The organism is Bacillus sp. FAU18, from assembly GCF_056033885.1.
The window spans coordinates 1,235,965-1,253,290 of the sequence record NZ_JBVYHZ010000004.1; the positions used below are offsets into that span (position 1 = coordinate 1,235,965).

At 44.1% G+C, this 17,326-nt stretch carries 18 protein-coding genes; 8 read left to right on the forward strand and 10 right to left on the reverse strand.

Annotated features, from left to right (window positions below; all coding sequences use genetic code 11):
* Positions 1 to 12 precede the first annotated feature (12 nt).
* The 4 genes from AC0OMU_RS17570 to AC0OMU_RS17585 all read right to left on the reverse strand — a co-directional run bounded on the left by AC0OMU_RS17570 (position 13) and on the right by AC0OMU_RS17585 (position 3,711).
* Positions 13 to 300, reverse strand: coding sequence for a YusU family protein (locus tag AC0OMU_RS17570; RefSeq protein WP_003228549.1), 288 nt, complete (start codon positions 298 to 300; stop codon positions 13 to 15).
* 24 nt (positions 301 to 324) lie between these two features.
* On the reverse strand, positions 325 to 1,152 hold the full coding sequence (locus tag AC0OMU_RS17575; protein ID WP_010886609.1) for an ABC transporter ATP-binding protein: 828 nt from the start codon (positions 1,150 to 1,152) through the stop codon (positions 325 to 327).
* Positions 1,153 to 1,368: 216 nt separating this feature from the next.
* Positions 1,369 to 1,806 carry a YusW family protein gene (locus AC0OMU_RS17580; protein ID WP_017696422.1) on the reverse strand — a complete coding sequence of 146 codons (438 nt, stop codon included), beginning with the start codon at positions 1,804 to 1,806 and terminating at the stop codon, positions 1,369 to 1,371.
* A 108-nt stretch (positions 1,807 to 1,914) separates the two neighbouring features.
* Complete coding sequence (locus AC0OMU_RS17585; protein WP_474241378.1) at positions 1,915 to 3,711, reverse strand: M3 family oligoendopeptidase; 1,797 nt, start codon at positions 3,709 to 3,711, stop codon at positions 1,915 to 1,917.
* Between the two features lie 133 nt (positions 3,712 to 3,844).
* Here AC0OMU_RS17585 and AC0OMU_RS17590 point away from each other — a divergent pair, with 133 nt between their 5' ends.
* Positions 3,845 to 4,687 (forward strand): SDR family oxidoreductase, encoded by an 843-nt coding sequence (locus tag AC0OMU_RS17590; RefSeq protein ID WP_474241379.1) that lies wholly within the window; start codon positions 3,845 to 3,847, stop codon positions 4,685 to 4,687.
* A gap of 89 nt (positions 4,688 to 4,776) precedes the next feature.
* Positions 4,777 to 5,238, forward strand: coding sequence for a metalloregulation DNA-binding stress protein MgrA (gene mrgA / locus AC0OMU_RS17595; RefSeq protein ID WP_014477938.1), 462 nt, complete (start codon positions 4,777 to 4,779; stop codon positions 5,236 to 5,238).
* Between the two features lie 42 nt (positions 5,239 to 5,280).
* Here the strand turns inward: mrgA and htrB are convergent, their stop codons facing one another.
* Complete coding sequence (htrB, locus tag AC0OMU_RS17600; RefSeq protein ID WP_474241380.1) at positions 5,281 to 6,657, reverse strand: serine protease Do-like protein HtrB; 1,377 nt, start codon at positions 6,655 to 6,657, stop codon at positions 5,281 to 5,283.
* Positions 6,658 to 6,934: 277 nt separating this feature from the next.
* Between htrB and cssR the strand changes: the two genes are divergently transcribed.
* On the forward strand, positions 6,935 to 7,612 hold the full coding sequence (gene cssR, locus AC0OMU_RS17605) for a two-component system response regulator CssR (protein ID WP_015384604.1): 678 nt from the start codon (positions 6,935 to 6,937) through the stop codon (positions 7,610 to 7,612).
* On the forward strand, positions 7,609 to 8,964 hold the full coding sequence (cssS, locus tag AC0OMU_RS17610) for a two-component system sensor histidine kinase CssS (RefSeq protein ID WP_003228527.1): 1,356 nt from the start codon (positions 7,609 to 7,611) through the stop codon (positions 8,962 to 8,964). Before cssR ends, cssS begins: the two co-directional genes overlap by 4 nt.
* Before the next feature lie 27 nt (positions 8,965 to 8,991).
* Here cssS and spxO read toward each other — a convergent pair whose 3' ends face one another.
* Entirely contained in the window at positions 8,992 to 9,156 is a 165-nt protein-coding gene (spxO, locus tag AC0OMU_RS17615; protein ID WP_003221681.1) for an anti-adapter protein SpxO, read from the reverse strand.
* Positions 9,157 to 9,323: 167 nt separating this feature from the next.
* On the opposite strand from spxO, the gene AC0OMU_RS17620 reads away from it, so the two are divergent.
* Positions 9,324 to 10,199, forward strand: coding sequence for a TetR/AcrR family transcriptional regulator (locus AC0OMU_RS17620; RefSeq protein WP_003243192.1), 876 nt, complete (start codon positions 9,324 to 9,326; stop codon positions 10,197 to 10,199).
* 39 nt (positions 10,200 to 10,238) lie between these two features.
* Here AC0OMU_RS17620 and fumC read toward each other — a convergent pair whose 3' ends face one another.
* Positions 10,239 to 11,627 (reverse strand): class II fumarate hydratase, encoded by a 1,389-nt coding sequence (fumC, locus tag AC0OMU_RS17625; RefSeq protein WP_003228523.1) that lies wholly within the window; start codon positions 11,625 to 11,627, stop codon positions 10,239 to 10,241.
* Between the two features lie 66 nt (positions 11,628 to 11,693).
* On the reverse strand, positions 11,694 to 11,879 hold the full coding sequence (locus AC0OMU_RS17630; RefSeq protein ID WP_003221676.1) for a YvzF family protein: 186 nt from the start codon (positions 11,877 to 11,879) through the stop codon (positions 11,694 to 11,696).
* 117 nt (positions 11,880 to 11,996) lie between these two features.
* Between AC0OMU_RS17630 and gerAA the strand changes: the two genes are divergently transcribed.
* From gerAA to gerAC, 3 genes are read left to right on the forward strand one after another with little or no spacing between them, the layout of a single operon-like run.
* Complete coding sequence (gene gerAA, locus AC0OMU_RS17635) at positions 11,997 to 13,445, forward strand: spore germination receptor protein GerAA (protein WP_015483677.1); 1,449 nt, start codon at positions 11,997 to 11,999, stop codon at positions 13,443 to 13,445.
* Positions 13,414 to 14,511 carry a spore germination receptor protein GerAB gene (gene gerAB, locus AC0OMU_RS17640; RefSeq protein WP_047183155.1) on the forward strand — a complete coding sequence of 366 codons (1,098 nt, stop codon included), beginning with the start codon at positions 13,414 to 13,416 and terminating at the stop codon, positions 14,509 to 14,511. The genes gerAA and gerAB overlap by 32 nt, the downstream gene beginning before the upstream one ends.
* Positions 14,508 to 15,629 (forward strand): spore germination receptor protein GerAC, encoded by a 1,122-nt coding sequence (gene gerAC, locus AC0OMU_RS17645; protein WP_015384607.1) that lies wholly within the window; start codon positions 14,508 to 14,510, stop codon positions 15,627 to 15,629. The genes gerAB and gerAC overlap by 4 nt, the downstream gene beginning before the upstream one ends.
* 7 nt (positions 15,630 to 15,636) lie before the next feature.
* On the opposite strand, the gene liaR is transcribed toward gerAC, so the two are convergent.
* Positions 15,637 to 16,272 (reverse strand): two-component system response regulator LiaR, encoded by a 636-nt coding sequence (gene liaR, locus AC0OMU_RS17650; RefSeq protein WP_003243201.1) that lies wholly within the window; start codon positions 16,270 to 16,272, stop codon positions 15,637 to 15,639.
* Positions 16,250 to 17,320 carry a two-component system sensor histidine kinase LiaS gene (liaS, locus tag AC0OMU_RS17655; RefSeq protein WP_474241381.1) on the reverse strand — a complete coding sequence of 357 codons (1,071 nt, stop codon included), beginning with the start codon at positions 17,318 to 17,320 and terminating at the stop codon, positions 16,250 to 16,252. Before liaS ends, liaR begins: the two co-directional genes overlap by 23 nt.
* Positions 17,321 to 17,326 lie beyond the last annotated feature (6 nt).

A 17,326-nucleotide genomic window follows, 5' to 3' on the forward strand; every position in this document is an offset into this window, starting at 1 on the left:
ACTGCTTTTTGGCTATTGTTTGTTTCGATGCGCTTCATTTAACTCCTTAATATGCTGAATGATCTCTTTAATGCCCTGCTTTGCGTCGGGGTATGTCGCATTCCAATGCTTAGCGAGCGGAGGCATGCTTTTGGCTATATGGGTGTACAAAATCCATTGCTTCACTTCTTCTTTTAGCTCATCGTTTGTTTCACCAAGCAGAAGCTCAGTATACTTCTCCAGCAATCCATCCAGCTGCTCCTGAAGTTTTTGTTCCATTTTCCATCTTCCTTTCGAAAAAACAGCAAGGAGCTTTCTCAATTGAAAGCTCCTTCGCAGCGTTATTTATCCATGTGATGTGAAAGCCGCTTCCTGGACAATGCATCTGCCCCTGCCATGAGGAATGCAAAGAGGCGTTCCGAAGAGCGGGTCCTGTGTAACCTGACAGTTCATAGAAAACACATTTTGCACAAGATCACAAGTGATGACCTCTTCCGGACGGCCTTCTGCATAAATCCGTTTGTCTTTTATGGCCACAAGATGATGCGCATAGCGGCACGCCAAGTTTAAGTCATGGAGAACCATAACAATCGTCCGGTCTTCCTTTTCATTCAGCTCAAACAGCAAATCAAGAATTTCAATTTGATGCGTCATGTCTAAATACGTCGTCGGCTCGTCAAGAAGGATGATATCCGTTTCCTGGGCAAGCGTCATCGCGATCCAAGCCCGCTGGCGCTGTCCGCCTGACAAAGAATCAACGGCGCGGTCAGCCATGTCCTCAAGCTTTGTTGCTTTAAGCGCTCTTTCAACTGCTTCCTCATCCTCTTTTGACCATTGCTTCAGCCAGTTTTGGTAAGGATATCTTCCTTGCTTCACCAGCTGATGCACCGTCAGCCCCTCTGGAGCCGAAGGACCTTGGGGCAGGATTGCGAGCTCTTTTGCGACTTCCTTCGTCGGAAGCTTGGCAATGGCTCTTCCTTCCAGCAGTACTGAACCGCCTCTCGGCTTCATCAGGCGCGCTAATGAACGTAAAAGTGTCGATTTTCCGCAGCCATTGCTGCCAATAAATACGGTAATTTCACCTTTGGGAATTGTTAAATTCAACTCATCAATAATAACGGCATCCCCGTATCCTAAGCTCAGCGTTTCTGTAGAAATTGCACTCATACCCATAACCGCTCCTTTTTGCTGGCTTTTAGCAGCACTATGTATTGCACGTTTTCTATATACATGCTTTTAAGTCAATTGTCATCAATGCAAGTGATTCCGATATTCAGCCATTTGATATGGTCATATATCCCTCATTGTAGCAGAAAACACTGACTTTGAAAATCATTTTCAATTAGTTTTATGGACATAATTGACGTTTATGGGTTTTTTATCACAAGATTACTTCTTGATTTCTCTGATGGAGCCGTCCTTCAGTTTCAATTTTAAATCGATATGATCATAATGACTGTCCAGATTAAATGCTGCCAGCACACTGTGTATCACTTCTGTTTCAGCCATTTGGTCTGTCACGGAAAGCTCGCTCAGAATCATTTTCATCTCATCCAATGCTTCTTCTCCCTCCTGATTGACACCGGAGAGCTTATCCTGTATTTCCGCTTTTTCCTGAGTCCCGTTCTTTGTATAGATTCCTTCATAACGGTTATGCTCACCATCCCCGTAGCTCACACGAAGCGAAAAATTGCTGTAAGGAACGGATTTCAGCTGGGTGACGGCTGTATTTTCTCCTTCTGCCTGCTGCTGATCTTCATTGAGACGGCAGCCCGCAATCAGAACCACTGCGAGACATACAGCCCCGGCTGCTCTGACCAAATGCATATGTTTCCCCCCTGTAGGATTCCATTTATTTTAGGTATATCCAGAGAATGAAATCCTCATTCAGAGAAGGATTGAAAAAGCCGAGGCATATAACGCCACGGCTTTTCTTTAAGATTCGGTCATTTGCAAAAAGGTTTCGGCGTCACGCACAGCCAGCTTGATGGCATTCTCCCAGAAATCGCGCTTCGTGATGTCAGCACCCAAATGCTTCATGGCCAAATCCTCCACTGTCATAGAAGCCGTATCTCGCAATAGCGCCATATACTTCTCTTCGAATGCGTTTTTTTCTTCAAGCGCCAGCGCGTAAATGCCAAGAGAAAACAGGTAGCCGAATGTATAAGGGAAATTGTAAAACGGCACCCTCGTGATGTGAAAGTGAAGTTTTGATGCCCAAAAAAGCGGATGATATTCTTCTAACGCATTGCAGTATGCCTCTCTTTGCGCCTCTTCCATCAGCTCATTCAAGCGGCTGGCCGGTACCACTCCCCGCTTTCGTTCCTCGTAGAATCTCGTTTCGAATAGAAATCTTGCGTGAATGTTCATGAAGAACGCAACACTTCTTTGCACTTTATCCTCCAGAAGAACAATCTTTTCTTCCCTGGTCTCGGCTTGCTGGACAGTCGCGTCCGCCACTATCATCTCTGCAAACGTTGAAGCTGTTTCTGCAACGTTCATGGCGTAGGAGCGGTTTAACGGCCTGACGTCGAGCATTGCTTCCTGATGGAACGCGTGCCCGAGTTCATGCGCAAGAGTAGAGACATTTGAGGCGCTGCCCGAAAATGTCATGAAAATCCGGGATTCCCCACTGTCTGGAAAGCTCGTGCAAAAGCCGCCGACTCTTTTTCCACTCCTGTCTTCCGCCTCAATCCAGCCGTCCCGAAACGCTTTTTCAGTGAATGAGGACAGCTTTTTGCCAAACGTTGAAAACTGGCTGGTAATGATATTTGCGGCTTCATCATATGAATAGACCTTTCCGTCAGAACCGATCGGTGCCTCGACATCGTACCAACTGAGTTTTTCAAGGCCGAGCATGGATGCTTTCCGGTTCAAAAACTGAACGAACGGCTTCTTGTTTTCAGTGATGACCTGCCACATCGTATCAAGTGTTTCTTTTTTCATCCTGTTAATTTGCAGCGGTTCCTTCAGGACATTCTCCCAGCCGCGCGCTTTATAGGTTTCAAGCCGGAATCCCGCCAAATGATTCAGCGTGCTGCTGAAAAGATCCTGCTTGCTCTCCCAAGCTTGGCGGAAACGTTCATATACTGTTTTTCTGACAGCACGGTCTTGATGGTCCATCATATTCTCCGCCTGACCGACAGACAATTGCTTGTTTTCACCGTTTTCCTCATACGGGATCGTCATTTTCCCGACAACCATATTGTATAAGTCACTCCAAGCGTGATATCCGTCCACCGCAAGGTTTCCGATCAGTTTTTCTTTACCGGGGCTAAGCTTTTCGGCAACCCTCTGTCTTCTTTCATTTAATATGTAAGATACATCGCGCAATCCCGGTTTTGTTAACAATTCATTCCACACGTCTTGATTAATGTCCACAAGTTTATGATCTAATGTAACGAGCGACGATTGAAAATCTGCGGAAAGCCGGTTCATGAGTGCCTGATGCTCTATAGCCTTTTGATCATTGATATTCTGGGCCTGGAGGCAAGCAACAAAAGCGCCGGCCTGCTGAAGCTTGACGGATGTCTGTTCGAATAAATCAAGCAACGCGGTCAGCCCTTCAGCCTCTTCAGGCGATTCAGGCACCTGAAACGCATCAGTCCTGTCTTGAAATGCACGCAGACTTTGTGACAGCTTCTCAATATATCCTTTGAATTCTTCTGATTGGCTCCCGCCCTTAAAAAATGAATCAAGATCCCATCTTTGGCCTACCCCTTGCAGCGCCATATCACAAAACCCCTTTCCTTCTTTCGTTCTATTATAGAACAATTCTGAATTGTTGTATAAAAATTTCTTTTACAGACGTCATTTCCTGTTCAGGATTGTACAATAGCTGTAGCAGTTTAATAGGAGGGTTAGGATGAATAAAAAAATAGCAATCGTAACGGGAGCGTCCAGCGGCTTCGGTCTGCTGGCAGCTGTAAAGCTTGCCCGATCATTTTTCGTGATAGCCACATCAAGACAGCCTGAAAAAGCGGAACAGCTTCGGGAATTGGCTGCAGCACACAATGTGTCTGATTCTATTCACATTACAGCTCTCGATGTCACCGATGAACAATCTATAGTCTCATTCGGAAAAGCCGTTAGTGCTTACGCCCCGATCGACTTACTCGTTAACAATGCCGGAACGGCTTATGGAGGATTTATCGAGAATGTGCCGATGGAACATTTCAGACAACAATTTGAAACGAATGTCTTCGGTGTGATCCATGTGACAAAAACCGTTCTGCCTTACATAAGAAAGCATGGCGGCGCAAAGATTATAAACGTGAGCAGCATCAGCGGACTGACCGGATTCCCAGCGCTGTCACCATATGTTTCTTCCAAGCATGCATTGGAAGGTTTTTCTGAAAGCCTTCGTATCGAGCTGCTTCCGTTCGGTATCGAAACCGCTTTGATCGAGCCGGGCTCATACAAGACATCGATCTGGACAACGTCATTATCAAATTTTATGTCGGTGCCTGCTGACGATTCAGCCTATCATCAATACTATAAAAAGATCCTTTCCTACGTTCAAAAAAACGGAGAAGAAAGCGGAGATCCCCAAGAGGTTGCCGACCTCATTTACCAATTGGCAACAAAACAGCACATCAAGAAATTGCGATACCCGATCGGAAAGGGCATCAGGCTCACCCTGCTATTCCGATCGCTTTTTCCTTGGTCTGCGTGGGAGTCTATCCTGAAGAAAAAGCTATTCAGATGACCCAAATTATAATAATTATAATTTAGTATTGATTTTTATTTAGTATATGATATAATTAAAACAACAGATCACAAGGAGGACGTTATCTTATGAAAACTGAAAACGCAAAAACAAATCAAACATTAGTTGAGAATTCAATGAACACACAATTATCAAACTGGTTTCTTTTATACTCTAAGCTCCACCGTTTCCATTGGTATGTGAAAGGGCCTCATTTCTTTACATTGCACGAGAAATTTGAAGAACTTTATGACCATGCGGCTGAAACAGTCGATACCATCGCTGAGCGCCTGCTGGCGATTGGCGGACAGCCTGTTGCCACAGTGAAAGAATACACTGAGCATGCATCTATCACAGACGGCGGAAACGAAACATCAGCTTCAGAAATGGTACAAGCATTGGTAAACGACTACAAACAAATCAGCAGCGAATCTAAATTCGTGATCGGCCTGGCTGAAGAAAATCAAGACAATGCGACAGCGGACTTGTTTGTCGGATTAATTGAAGAAGTTGAAAAACAAGTGTGGATGCTTTCCTCTTACTTAGGATAAAAAAAGCTGAACCCTATTTGGGTTCAGCTTTTTGTTTTTTTCTTAGCTTGAACGGCTTTCTGTCTGCTTGGTCAGTGTCGCGTTCAACGTTTTCGTTTTTCCCTTTCGCAGCACTTGGATTGTTGTTTTATCTCCGACTTTTAAGTCTTTGTAAAGGATCTGACGGATATCCGCACTGCTTTCCACGTTTTTACCGTTTAGTTTAACAATGACATCCTCAGATTTAATACCTGCTTTTTCTGCCGGTGAATTTGCTTGAACTTCTTTTACATAAACACCTTTGCCCAATTGATCTCCAAACAGGCCGAGCGTATTTTCCTGATAAGTTTCAGGAACTTGTGACATGTCAATCATCTGCACGCCTAAAAACGGACGGTCCACCTTCCCGTTTTGCAGCAGCTGGTCAACAATCGGCTCGACATCATTGCTTGGGATCGCAAATCCAAGTGATTCCACGCCGCTTTCGCTCACCTTCAAGCTGTTGATGCCGATGACCTGGCCGCTTGCATTGATTAATGGGCCTCCGCTGTTCCCCGGGTTGATCGCTGCATCAGTTTGCAGCACGTTCATTTCCACCGTCCCTTGTGTTGTATCCACATCAATTGTCCGGTTCAATCCGCTAATGATGCCTTGTGTCACCGTACCGGAAAACTGCTGCCCGAGCGGGTTACCGATAGCGATTACCTTTTCGCCCGTGCGCAGCTGTGAAGAATCACCAAAGCTCGCCACTTTTTTGACGTTCTTGCTGCTGATTTCCAAAACTGCCAAATCAGTAATGGTATCGCTGCCGACAAGCTTGGCAGTTTCCGTTTCTCCGTTGTATAGCGTAACAGTCAGCTTGTTCGCGCCTTCAACGACATGGTTGTTTGTAATGATATACGCTTTATTGCTGTCTTTTTTGAAAATAACACCTGACCCGGTTCCGCTTTCACTTTCTGAGCTAGAGCCTCCTCCCGTGCCGAATGTGTTATTTTGAGAGGTTTGGATATTTGAGATTCCGACAATCGTAGGCTCTAAATCCTCTACCATATCAGCGATGTTTGATGCGTTCGTTATCGGCGCCGTTGTAAAATTATCAGACTGCACCTGTTTATTTGCAGAAGCGGTCTCGGTCGCCTGATTTTGGTCTGACGGCAGATAAGGCGCGATGCCAAGCATGAGGCCCCCGCCGATAATACCGCCTAAAATCGGGCTCAGCCATGCGGCTCTCCGTTTCTTTTCTTTTTTCACAGCCGTTTCTTGCTTTTCCATTTCTAAAGCAGAAGCCGTTTCCTGCCGTCCCGCTTCATACGACACAGGCGCGTCAAGCAATTCTTGTTCAGAATGTCCTATCAGTTTCTGGTTTTCTGTATTCTGCTGTTCTGTATGTGAAGGTTCAGTTTGATGTTGATCGTTTTGGCCATCACGTCGATAATCCATGTTCTTCCACTCCTTTAACGGTTATTCATTTATCGTTACATATTCATCGCATGTACAAGTTCAATTGTCCCAATAATGAGGAGAAAAGCAAAGCACCAAAATAGAATATGTTTGATCATCCTACATCTTCCTCGCTCTTTTTCTCTTCCTTTCTTCCCTTATACATATCATAAACAAACATTGTGGGATAAAAATGAAAAGAATATGTGAAATTATGAAAATTGCCTGCCGTATGTTAAAACTAGTTTATAATGACGTTGAAAGGATGTGAAGAGCCTTGTCATACACCATTTATCTAGTTGAAGATGAGGATAACCTGAATGAACTGCTGACGAAGTATTTAGAGAATGAGGGCTGGAACATTACATCTTTTACGAAAGGTGAAGACGCCAGAAAGAACATGACACCGTCTCCCCACCTATGGATTCTCGATATCATGCTGCCGGATACCGACGGCTATACATTAATAAAAGAAATCAAGGCGAAAGATCCTGACGTGCCGGTCATTTTTATTTCCGCCCGAGATGCGGATATTGACAGAGTGCTTGGCTTAGAGCTTGGCAGCAATGACTACATTTCAAAGCCGTTTCTGCCGCGGGAGCTGATTATCCGTGTGCAAAAGCTGCTGCAGCTCGTATATAAGGAAGCTCCTCCTGTACAAAAAAATGAAATTGCCGTCTCCTCGTATCGGGTCGCTGAAGACGCCCGCGAGGTCTATGACGAAAACGGGAATATCATCAATTTGACGTCAAAGGAATTTGATCTGCTGCTATTATTTATCCATCATAAAGGGCATCCGTACTCTCGTGAGGATATCCTCCTAAAAGTGTGGGGGCATGACTACTTCGGAACAGACCGGGTCGTTGATGATCTCGTCCGGAGACTGCGCAGAAAGATGCCTGAATTGAAGGTGGAGACGATTTACGGTTTCGGCTACAGGATGATGTCATCATGAAAAACAAGCCGCTCGCGTTTCAGATATGGGTTGTCATATCCGGCATCCTGTTAGCGATATCGATTTTACTGCTTGTGTTATTTTCAAACACGCTGCGAGATTTTTTCACTAATGAAACGTATACGACGATCGAAAATGAGCAGCATGTTCTGACAGAGTACCGCCTGCCAGGTTCGATTGAAAGGCGCTATTACAGCGAGGAAGCGACGGCGCCGACAACTGTCCGCTCCGTACAGCACGTGCTCCTTCCTGAAAATGAAGAGGCTTCTTCAGACAAGGATTTAAGCATTCTGTCATCTTCATTTATCCACAAGGTGTACAAGCTGGCTGATAAGCAGGAAGCTAAAAAGAAACGTTACAGCGCCGACGTCAATGGAGAGAAAGTGTTTTTTGTCATTAAAAAGGGACTTTCCGTCAATGGACAATCAGCGATGATGCTCTCTTACGCACTTGATTCTTATCGGGACGATTTGGCCTATACCTTGTTCAAACAGCTTCTGTTTATTATAGCTGTGGTCATTTTATTAAGCTGGATTCCGGCTATTTGGCTTGCAAAGTATTTATCAAGGCCTCTTGTATCATTTGAAAAACACGTCAAACGGATTTCTGAACAGGATTGGGATGACCCAGTAAAAGTGGATCGGAAAGATGAAATCGGCAAATTGGGCCATACGATCGAAGAGATGCGCCAAAAGCTTGTGCAAAAGGATGAAACAGAAAGAACTCTATTGCAAAATATCTCTCATGATTTAAAAACGCCGGTCATGGTCATCAGAGGCTATACACAATCAATTAAAGACGGGATTTTTCCTAAAGGAGACCTTGAAAACACTGTAGATGTTATTGAATGCGAAGCTCTTAAGCTGGAGAAAAAAATAAAGGATTTATTATATTTAACGAAGCTGGATTATTTAGCGAAGCAAAAAGTGCAGCACGACATGTTCAGTATTGTGGAAGTGACAGAAGAAGTCATCGAACGATTGAAGTGGGCGCGGAAAGAACTATCGTGGGAAATTGATGTTGAAGAGGATATTTTGATGCCGGGCGATCCGGAGCAATGGAACAAACTCCTTGAAAACATTCTGGAAAATCAAATCCGCTATGCTGAGACAAAAATAGAAATCAGCATGAAACAAGATGATCGAAATATCGTGATCACCATTAAAAATGACGGTCCGCATATTGAAGATGAGATGCTCTCCAGCCTCTATGAGCCTTTTAATAAAGGGAAGAAAGGCGAATTCGGCATTGGTCTAAGCATCGTAAAACGAATTTTAACTCTTCATAAGGCATCTATCTCAATTGAAAATGACAAAACGGGTGTAACATACCGCATAGCAGTGCCAAAATAGACTGTAGATGTTTTGCAGTCTATTTTTTTATGTGAAAGAATAGCCGTTAAAATCTCTGTAATTTGTTTTGAGCGGCTGTTTGCATTGATGAACCCATTTTTTCTCTGACAAGGTCTGCTTCGGATATTTGACTTTCTCCACTTTGATTCCTCTGTTTCGCAAGCGGCTGATCATTTCGTCCAATTCTCTCATTCTAGATTCACCCTTTCGCTTGAGCTTTGACCATTCGGTCATCTCAATTTATAATATAAATAATACATGATAAAAAAACAAGTTACAATAAGGTTAATTTTATAACAGACGGTGTGACTATATGGTCATATCCTAGCAGGCCTCCGGGCTCCGAAAGGGTGGAACCATTGAAGGAAAAAGAAAAACTGATTATTGAAACAGCCTTAAAACTATTTGCCCAAAAAGGATACAACTCAACATCAGTTCAGGAAATCGCAAAAGAATGCAAAATATCTAAAGGCGCTTTTTATATTTATTTTCCTTCGAAAGAAGCGCTTCTTCTCTCTATGCTGAACTACTATTATGATAAAACGTTTACCCGAATTTTAAATATTAAAACGAAGGGCGACAGCCCCAGAACGGCTTACCGTAAACAGCTGACCGTCCTCTATGAAAACATTCTTGAACACAAAGATTTTATCAGCATGCAGTTGAAGGAGGGTTCTCTGCCTTACACAGAAGAAGTGGAGCAATGCGCAAAAAAAATCCGCCAGTCCTCACTTCAATTTCATATCGACAGCCTGCTGAACATCTATGGAAAAAAAGCGGAACCGTACACTGCAGAGCTTTGTTTTTTAATAGAGGGCATCAGCCAGATTTACCTGGAATGCATGATTTTGCTAGGGTACACTGTGAAGCCGTCTCAATTAGCTGATATCATTATGAATCGAATTGATGATATGGTAAAAGGCATGTCTGAACGAAACGATAAGCCTTTCATCACATTGGAAGAGGCGAGCTCTTTATTCGGGCCTCTTACGCACGGACGGCCTGACCCGCTGACTGAATCGATTGTGAAAAGCCTACGTGACAAAATTAACAGCTTAAACACAAACTCCTCTCTTGAATTATCGGAGAGCTTGGACATACTTGAAGCAGAAATGAAGAAAAAAACACCGAAGCTGGCGATCATAAAAGGAATGATTCATAATCTGACGGAGTCTGAAGCTCTCGCCAAAGATGCGGAGCAGCTTAAATATTTATTAAAACAGCAACATATTTAGAAGAACGGCTGCTTAAAAAGCAGCCGTTTTTTCTTTCTATTACGCCTTTGGTTTTACCATGTCTTCCGGCTTAACCATTTCGTTAAATTGCTCCTCTGTCAGCAACTCAAGCTTCAAAGCTGCTTCTTTGAGCGTCAATCCCTCTTTATGGGCAAGCTTGGCGATTTTCGCCGCGTTTTCATAACCGATATGCGGGTTCAGCGCCGTAACAAGCATTAATGAATTTGACAGGTTTTCCTGAATGGTTTCTTTATTAGGCTCAATACCGACAGCACATTTATCATGGAATGAATTCATGCCGTCACTGAGCAGCTGCACAGATTGCAGGAAGTTGTAAATAATAACAGGCTTAAACACGTTCAGTTCAAAGTTCCCCTGACTCGCCGCAAAGCCGATTGTCGCATCGTTCCCCATGATTTGCGCTGCGATCATTGTTAACGCTTCGCTTTGTGTCGGGTTGACTTTACCAGGCATAATGGAGCTTCCCGGCTCATTTTCAGGAATGACGATCTCCCCGATGCCGCAGCGAGGTCCGCTTGCGAGCCATCTGACATCGTTCGCGATTTTCATTAAGTCAGCCGCAAGCGCTTTTAATGCGCCATGCGCATAAGTGATTTCGTCATGGCTTGTCAGCGCGTGGAATTTATTGGGTGAACTGCTGAACGTTTGGCCGGTCAGCTTAGTGATCTCTTCTGAGACAAGCTCTCCAAACTCTGGGTGGGCGTTGATACCCGTTCCGACAGCCGTTCCACCAATTGCAAGCGCACGCATTTTATCTGTCGCTTCCAAAATCATTTCCTTCGAACGGTCCAGCATGTGAACCCATCCGCTGATTTCCTGTCCGAGGGTCAGTGGCGTAGCATCCTGAAGATGCGTGCGTCCGATTTTGACAATATCATTGTATGCTTTTGCTTTTTCATCCAGTGTATTGCGAAGCTGATCAAGCGCCGGCACAAGCTGCTCGTAAACAGCCAAAACAGCGGCAACATGCATCGCAGTCGGGAATGTGTCGTTTGAGCTTTGGCTTCGGTTCACGTCATCATTTGGATGAATCGTTTGATCAGAGTTCTTCTCTTTTAATAAAGCAGTCGCACGGTTGGCTACCACTTCGTTCATGTTCATATTGCTTTGTGTGCCGCTTCCGGTCTGCCATACGACAAGCGGGAAGTTATCATCATACTTGCCTTTGAGCACATCATCACAAACCGCTGCAATCGCTTCTGCTTTTTCAGCATCCAGATTGCCGAGGCGTTTATTAGCTAGAGCAGTGCTTCGTTTCAAGATTGCAAACGCCTTCACAACACGCATCGGCATTTTTTCAGAACCGATCTTAAAGTTCTCCTTGCTTCGCTGTGTTTGGGCGCCCCAAAATTTATCAGCAGGAACTTTTACTTCTCCCATGGTGTCTCGTTCAATTCTGTATTCCATTTATGTATCCCTCCATAACGGTTGCTTCAATAGATCATAATTCGCCAATGACACAAAAAATCCTTTTTATTTTTCGATCTTGGCAGATTTTAATTTTAATTCAAGATATACGCGGGAATCCTTTGAATATTTGTATTTTGGATTCGTCCTACCGTACTCCTTTGATGTATAAGAGACATCATAATGCTTTTCAAATGATCTAATGAGCTGTTCAATTTCTTCTTGTTTTCCAGCTAGCCTTACCTGTGCCACTTCGTATCCTCCGCTTTCATAAAAAAACTTACTCCATGAAATACTCTAACACAGTATATCATTTTTTTAACAGGAAAAGATAACCTCTACTAAGGTTTTGGATAAGAGGTGACCTCATTGGAACAAACAGAGTTTAAGGAATATATACACGATAATTTAGCATTGGTGCTGCCAAAATTAAAAGAAAACGATGATCTGGTGAAAAACAAAAAAATGCTTGCGAACGGACTGGTTTTTTACTATCTCTATTTCAGTGAACTGACTGATGAGAATAAGGTGTCAGAAGCCATTAAAACTTTGATTAAAGATGAGGAGACCTTAACGCTTGACCAGGTCAAAAAACGCCTTGACCAGCTTGACGCAAGACCTATTGAAACCGCAAAAAAAACGATTGAATCGATTCTCAACGGCAATTGTGCTGTGTTTATCAACGGATTGGATAAAGCCTATATTCTGACCACAGGAAAGAAAAAAACAAGAAGCCTGACAGAGCCGACAACTGAAAAAGTGGTACGCGGCCCAAAAGTTGCGTTTGTAGAGGATATTGATACAAATCTCGCTCTGATCAGACAAAGAACCTCTCATCCCAAATTGATCACCAAAAAAATCATGATCGGCGAAAACAAGCTGAAGCCTGCAGCCATTATGTACATTGAAGGCAAAGCAAAAAAGTCCGTCATAAAAGAAGTGAAGGCGCGGCTTAAAAATATCCAGCTGGAAGATATCCAGGACAGCGGAACGCTCGAGGAGCTCATTGAAGATAATAAATATTCACCATTTCCGCAGATTCAAAATACGGAAAGACCTGACAAAGTATCTTCAGCCCTGTTTAACGGCCGTGTGGCAATTTTAGTCGACAGTTCACCATTTGTGCTGCTGGTGCCGGTTTCTCTCGGCATCCTGATGCAGTCCCCGGATGACTACTATGAACGCTGGATTTCAGCATCTCTTATCCGGTCGCTGCGCTTTGCTTCTATCTTTATCACCTTGTTTTTGTCATCGATTTATATTGCACTTGTTTCCTTCCATCAAGGGCTGCTGCCAACCGCGCTCGCCGTCACGATTTCGGCAAACAGGGAAAACGTGCCGTTCCCTCCGATATTTGAAGCCCTGCTGATGGAAGTAACCATCGAGCTGCTGAGGGAAGCCGGGCTGCGTCTCCCCAATCCGCTCGGACAGACGATCGGTCTCGTCGGGGGCGTAGTCATCGGACAGGCGGCTGTAGAAGCGAATCTCGTCAGTTCGATTATGGTCATTGTCGTCAGTGTCATTGCCCTGGCATCCTTTACCGTTCCTCAATACGGAATGGGTCTATCTTTCCGGGTGCTGCGTTTTATTTCGATGTTTTCCGCCGCTATTCTAGGGCTGTATGGGATTATTTTATTTATGCTTGTCGTATATACGCACTTAACGAGACAAACGAGCTTTGGGTCTCCGTATTTTTCGCCGAATGGATTCTTCAGCCTGAAAAATACGAGTGACTCCATTATCCGTCTCCCCATTAAAAACAAACCAAAAGAGGCGAATAATCCAAATGAGCCAAAAACAGACTCCACTGAAACTTAATACCTTTCAAGGTATTTCTATTGTTGCAAATACAATGCTTGGGGCCGGACTTTTAACATTGCCGCGAGCGCTGACCACTAAGGCTAATACGCCTGACGGCTGGATCACGCTGATATTAGAAGGTTTCATTTTTATTTTCTTCATTTATTTAAACACGCTCATTCAGAAAAAACATCAATACCCTTCACTCTTTGAGTATTTGCAGGAAGGGCTTGGGAAATGGATCGGCAGCATCATTGGCCTTTTGATCTGCGGCTATTTCCTCGGCGTAGCCAGCTTCGAGACCCGGGCAATGGCTGAAATGGTGAAGTTTTTCCTGCTGGAGAGAACCCCAATTCAAGTCATTATTTTAACGTTTATTTGCTGCGGTATTTATTTAATAATTGGAGGTTTAAGTGATGTGTCGCGGCTGTTTCCCTTTTATTTAACGGTAACCATTATTATTTTGCTGGTTGTATTCGGAATCAGTTTTAAAATTTTTGATATCAATAATTTGCGTCCTGTTTTAGGCCAAGGCCTTGGCCCCATTGCAAACTCCCTTACTGTCGTTTCCATCTCTTTTTTAGGAATGGAAGTGATGCTGTTTCTCCCTGAACATATGAAGAAAAAGAAATACACGTTCAGATATGCGTCTCTAGGATTTTTGATTCCGATTATCTTATATATCCTGACGTATATTATCGTTGTCGGAGCTTTGACCGCTCCCGAGGTGAAAACGCTGATTTGGCCGACTATTTCTCTCTTTCAGTCCTTTGAGCTTAAAGGCATATTCATTGAACGGTTTGAATCGTTTTTACTGGTGGTCTGGATCATCCAGTTTTTCACCACATTTGTCATTTACGGATACTTTGCCGCTAACGGGCTAAAGAAGACATTCGGATTATCGACTAAAACAAGCATGGTGATTATCGGCATAACGGTCTTTTATTTTTCTCTCTGGCCGGATGACGCCAATCAAGTCATGATGTATAGCGATTATCTTGGCTATATTTTTGTCTCCCTGTTTCTGCTTCCCTTCATTCTCTTTTTCATTGTAGCTCTCAAGAGGAGGATTACAGCAAAATGAAAATCCGGATTTTATGTATGTTTATATGCACCCTATTGCTGTCCGGATGCTGGGACAGTGAGAATATCGAGGAATTAAGCTTAGTGATCGGAGTAGGGCTAGACAAGCCTGACGATGACAATTTAGAGCTGACACAGCAAATTCTCGTGCCGAAAAAAATCAGCTCCAAGGAGGGCACTTCTTCTGACCCGACACAGCTTTCTATCACAAAGGGTGAAACTGTCCATCAAATGATGAGAACATCTGCATTAAAGCATAACCCTACGTTTTCACAGCATTTGCGTCTCATTCTGCTTTCCAAGAGCGTGATTGCGGATGAGATTGGAATGGATGCGATCATTAACCAGTTTGTCAGAGACAACGGAACAAGGAGGAGTTCGTACGTCTTTATCACCGACGGCCGAACTAAGGATATATTTAAAAAGAATGATGAAGGCGAGCCCGCATCCAATGTGATTTATGATCTGACAGAGAATAATAAGGTTACGATCAGAATGATGGAGCCTGTTACATTGGGGGAGATTTCAGAACACTTAACCTCTGACGATTCATTCCTCATCCCTCATGTCGGTGAGGAAAACGGTAAGCTCGCAATAAACGGAGCCACTATTATAAAAAATAAATTATGGCACCGGGATCTCACCCCGATTGAGGTTCAAAATATCAACTTATTTTCAGGCACTGTCGAGGGAGGCGTCATTGACTTGAAGCGCGATGGCCATCTCTTTTCTTATGAAGTATATTCGAGCAATCGGAAGATCAAGACGGCCTATAAGGACGGAAAGTTCAAATTCACTGTCACTCGCAATATTGAAGGGCGTCTATCTGAAGACTGGAATCCCAATGAAGATTCGTTTAAGGATTCATATATCAAAAATATTGAAAAGACAGTTGAAAAACGGGTACACGATACAGTAACAGCATTTATTACAGGGAAACTCCAGAAAGAGATCAAAGCGGACGTCACCGGGCTGGGAAACGAGGTCAGAATTCATTATCCTCAAAAGTGGAAAAAGATTTCAAGAAAATGGGATGATGATTATTTCAGCAATGCGGAAATAGACTACCGGGTCAATGTGATTGTCAGAGACTTCGGAACGAAAGGCGCAAACAAATAGCAACCGCCTAATTTACGAGATGATTTCGGTGTGCGTACACCGCCGCCTGCGTCCGGTCACTGACATCCAGCTTTGATAAAATATTGGTAATATGTGTTTTGACTGTTTTAATCGTAATAAACAGTTCCTCGCCTATTTCTTTGTTTGTCTTTCCTTCTGCGATCAGGCAGAGTATTTCGAGCTCCCGTTTCGTAAGTGATTCATGCGGGAGCGCGTTTTCACCTGAGTGGCGCAGCCTGGATAATACTTTTCCCGCCACTTTTGACTCCAGCTTCGGCTCTCCCTTGCTTGCGGCGCGGATGGCATCAGCGATTTCTGCCGCTTTTGAGGTTTTCAACAGATAGCTGAGCGCGCCAGCTTCAATAACCGGGTACACTTTGTCATCATCAATGAAGCTAGTGAGCACAATAATTTTCGGGTCGGAAAGCTCCCGGCAAATTTGCTTTGTAGCTTCAATGCCATCCATTCCCTCCATGACAAGGTCCATTAAAATGACATCAGGCGACAGTTCCACAGCAAGCCGAACACCTTCGCTGCCGTCCGATGCTTCGCCGATGACTTCAATATCGGGCTGCGCCTCCAAAAAAGCCGCGAGCCCCATTCTGACCATTTCATGATCATCAATCAATAATACTCGAATCACGTTCGTTCTCTCCTTTTTCTTCCGGGAAAATCGGGACCTTCACTTCGATTTGGGTGCCTTTTCCTTCTACTGAAATCACTTCGGCGACCCCGCCGATTTCACTTGCACGTTCTTTCATAGAATTCAAGCCGTATGAGGATGCTTTTACCTGGTCCATTTTAAAGCCTTTTCCATTATCAATCACCTTCAGACGGAGCTGGCTGTTCTTTATGCCCAGAATCACGGTTACTTTTGACGCTTTTGAATGTCTAAATACGTTTGAAAGGGCCTCCTGCACGATTCTGAACAAATGGTCTTCAACACCCTTGGATATCGCTGTGTCCTGTATATCCCACTCAATATCAATCGGCTGCTTTTTTCGGAACTCGTCCAAAAGCTCCGTAAGACCCTCCTTCAGCCCTTTTCCTTCAAGGGTAACAGGCCGTAAATGGAGCAGCAGCGCCCTCATCTCATTTTGGGCTTCGCCTGCCATATGCTCGACCATCCTGATCCGCTTGACTGTTTTGTCATCAGCATCCTTGACATGTTCCAGCACGGCTGATGTCATCATCGATATTGCAAAGAGCTGCTGGCTGACCGCATCGTGAAGATCTCTGGCCAATCGCTGGCGTTCTTCTGAGATAACCGACTTCTTCATTTGCGCCTGCCATTCCGCACGTTCATTGGAAAGTTTCTGCAGGGATGCGACTTGAAGCTCCACGCGCTTCGCCATTTCGTTCAGCTGATCGGCGGCCAGGCCGATTTCATCATCACCGAGCGGCGGTATCCGATAAGCGAAATTGCCGTTTTCAAAGGTTAAAATGGATTCAATTAATGTATCAATCCTTGTCTTCAACCGATTGCCGTACATATACCCTGAGGCGAAACCGACGGTCACGCTGATCAGCAGCAAAATCAGGACAAATGGAATTCCGAACCAGCTCGATGACAGCAAAACAAGCGGATCGAGCCGATAGTAAAACATCATAAAGGAAATCAGGCAGACAAAAAGGAGCAGGCTGATTCCCGTTGTCATGCGGATGGCGCGCCATTGGAGGCTGGCAAGCATTTTTTT

What these genes read in the sequence shown, in the direction of transcription:
- mrgA (WP_014477938.1), top strand. Translation starts at nt 4,777, where the DNA reads ATGAAAACTGAAAACGCAAAAACAAATCAAACATTAGTTGAGAATTCA.
- cssS (WP_003228527.1), top strand. Translation starts at nt 7,609, where the DNA reads ATGAAAAACAAGCCGCTCGCGTTTCAGATATGGGTTGTCATATCCGGC.
- fumC (WP_003228523.1), bottom strand. Translation starts at nt 11,627, where the DNA reads ATGGAATACAGAATTGAACGAGACACCATGGGAGAAGTAAAAGTTCCT.
- AC0OMU_RS17590 (WP_474241379.1), top strand. Translation starts at nt 3,845, where the DNA reads ATGAATAAAAAAATAGCAATCGTAACGGGAGCGTCCAGCGGCTTCGGT.
- gerAB (WP_047183155.1), top strand. Translation starts at nt 13,414, where the DNA reads ATGAGCCAAAAACAGACTCCACTGAAACTTAATACCTTTCAAGGTATT.
- liaS (WP_474241381.1), bottom strand. Translation starts at nt 17,320, where the DNA reads ATGCTTGCCAGCCTCCAATGGCGCGCCATCCGCATGACAACGGGAATC.
- AC0OMU_RS17585 (WP_474241378.1), bottom strand. Translation starts at nt 3,711, where the DNA reads ATGGCGCTGCAAGGGGTAGGCCAAAGATGGGATCTTGATTCATTTTTT.
- htrB (WP_474241380.1), bottom strand. Translation starts at nt 6,657, where the DNA reads ATGGATTATCGACGTGATGGCCAAAACGATCAACATCAAACTGAACCT.
- AC0OMU_RS17575 (WP_010886609.1), bottom strand. Translation starts at nt 1,152, where the DNA reads ATGGGTATGAGTGCAATTTCTACAGAAACGCTGAGCTTAGGATACGGG.
- AC0OMU_RS17580 (WP_017696422.1), bottom strand. Translation starts at nt 1,806, where the DNA reads ATGCATTTGGTCAGAGCAGCCGGGGCTGTATGTCTCGCAGTGGTTCTG.
- gerAC (WP_015384607.1), top strand. Translation starts at nt 14,508, where the DNA reads ATGAAAATCCGGATTTTATGTATGTTTATATGCACCCTATTGCTGTCC.
- spxO (WP_003221681.1), bottom strand. Translation starts at nt 9,156, where the DNA reads ATGAGAGAATTGGACGAAATGATCAGCCGCTTGCGAAACAGAGGAATC.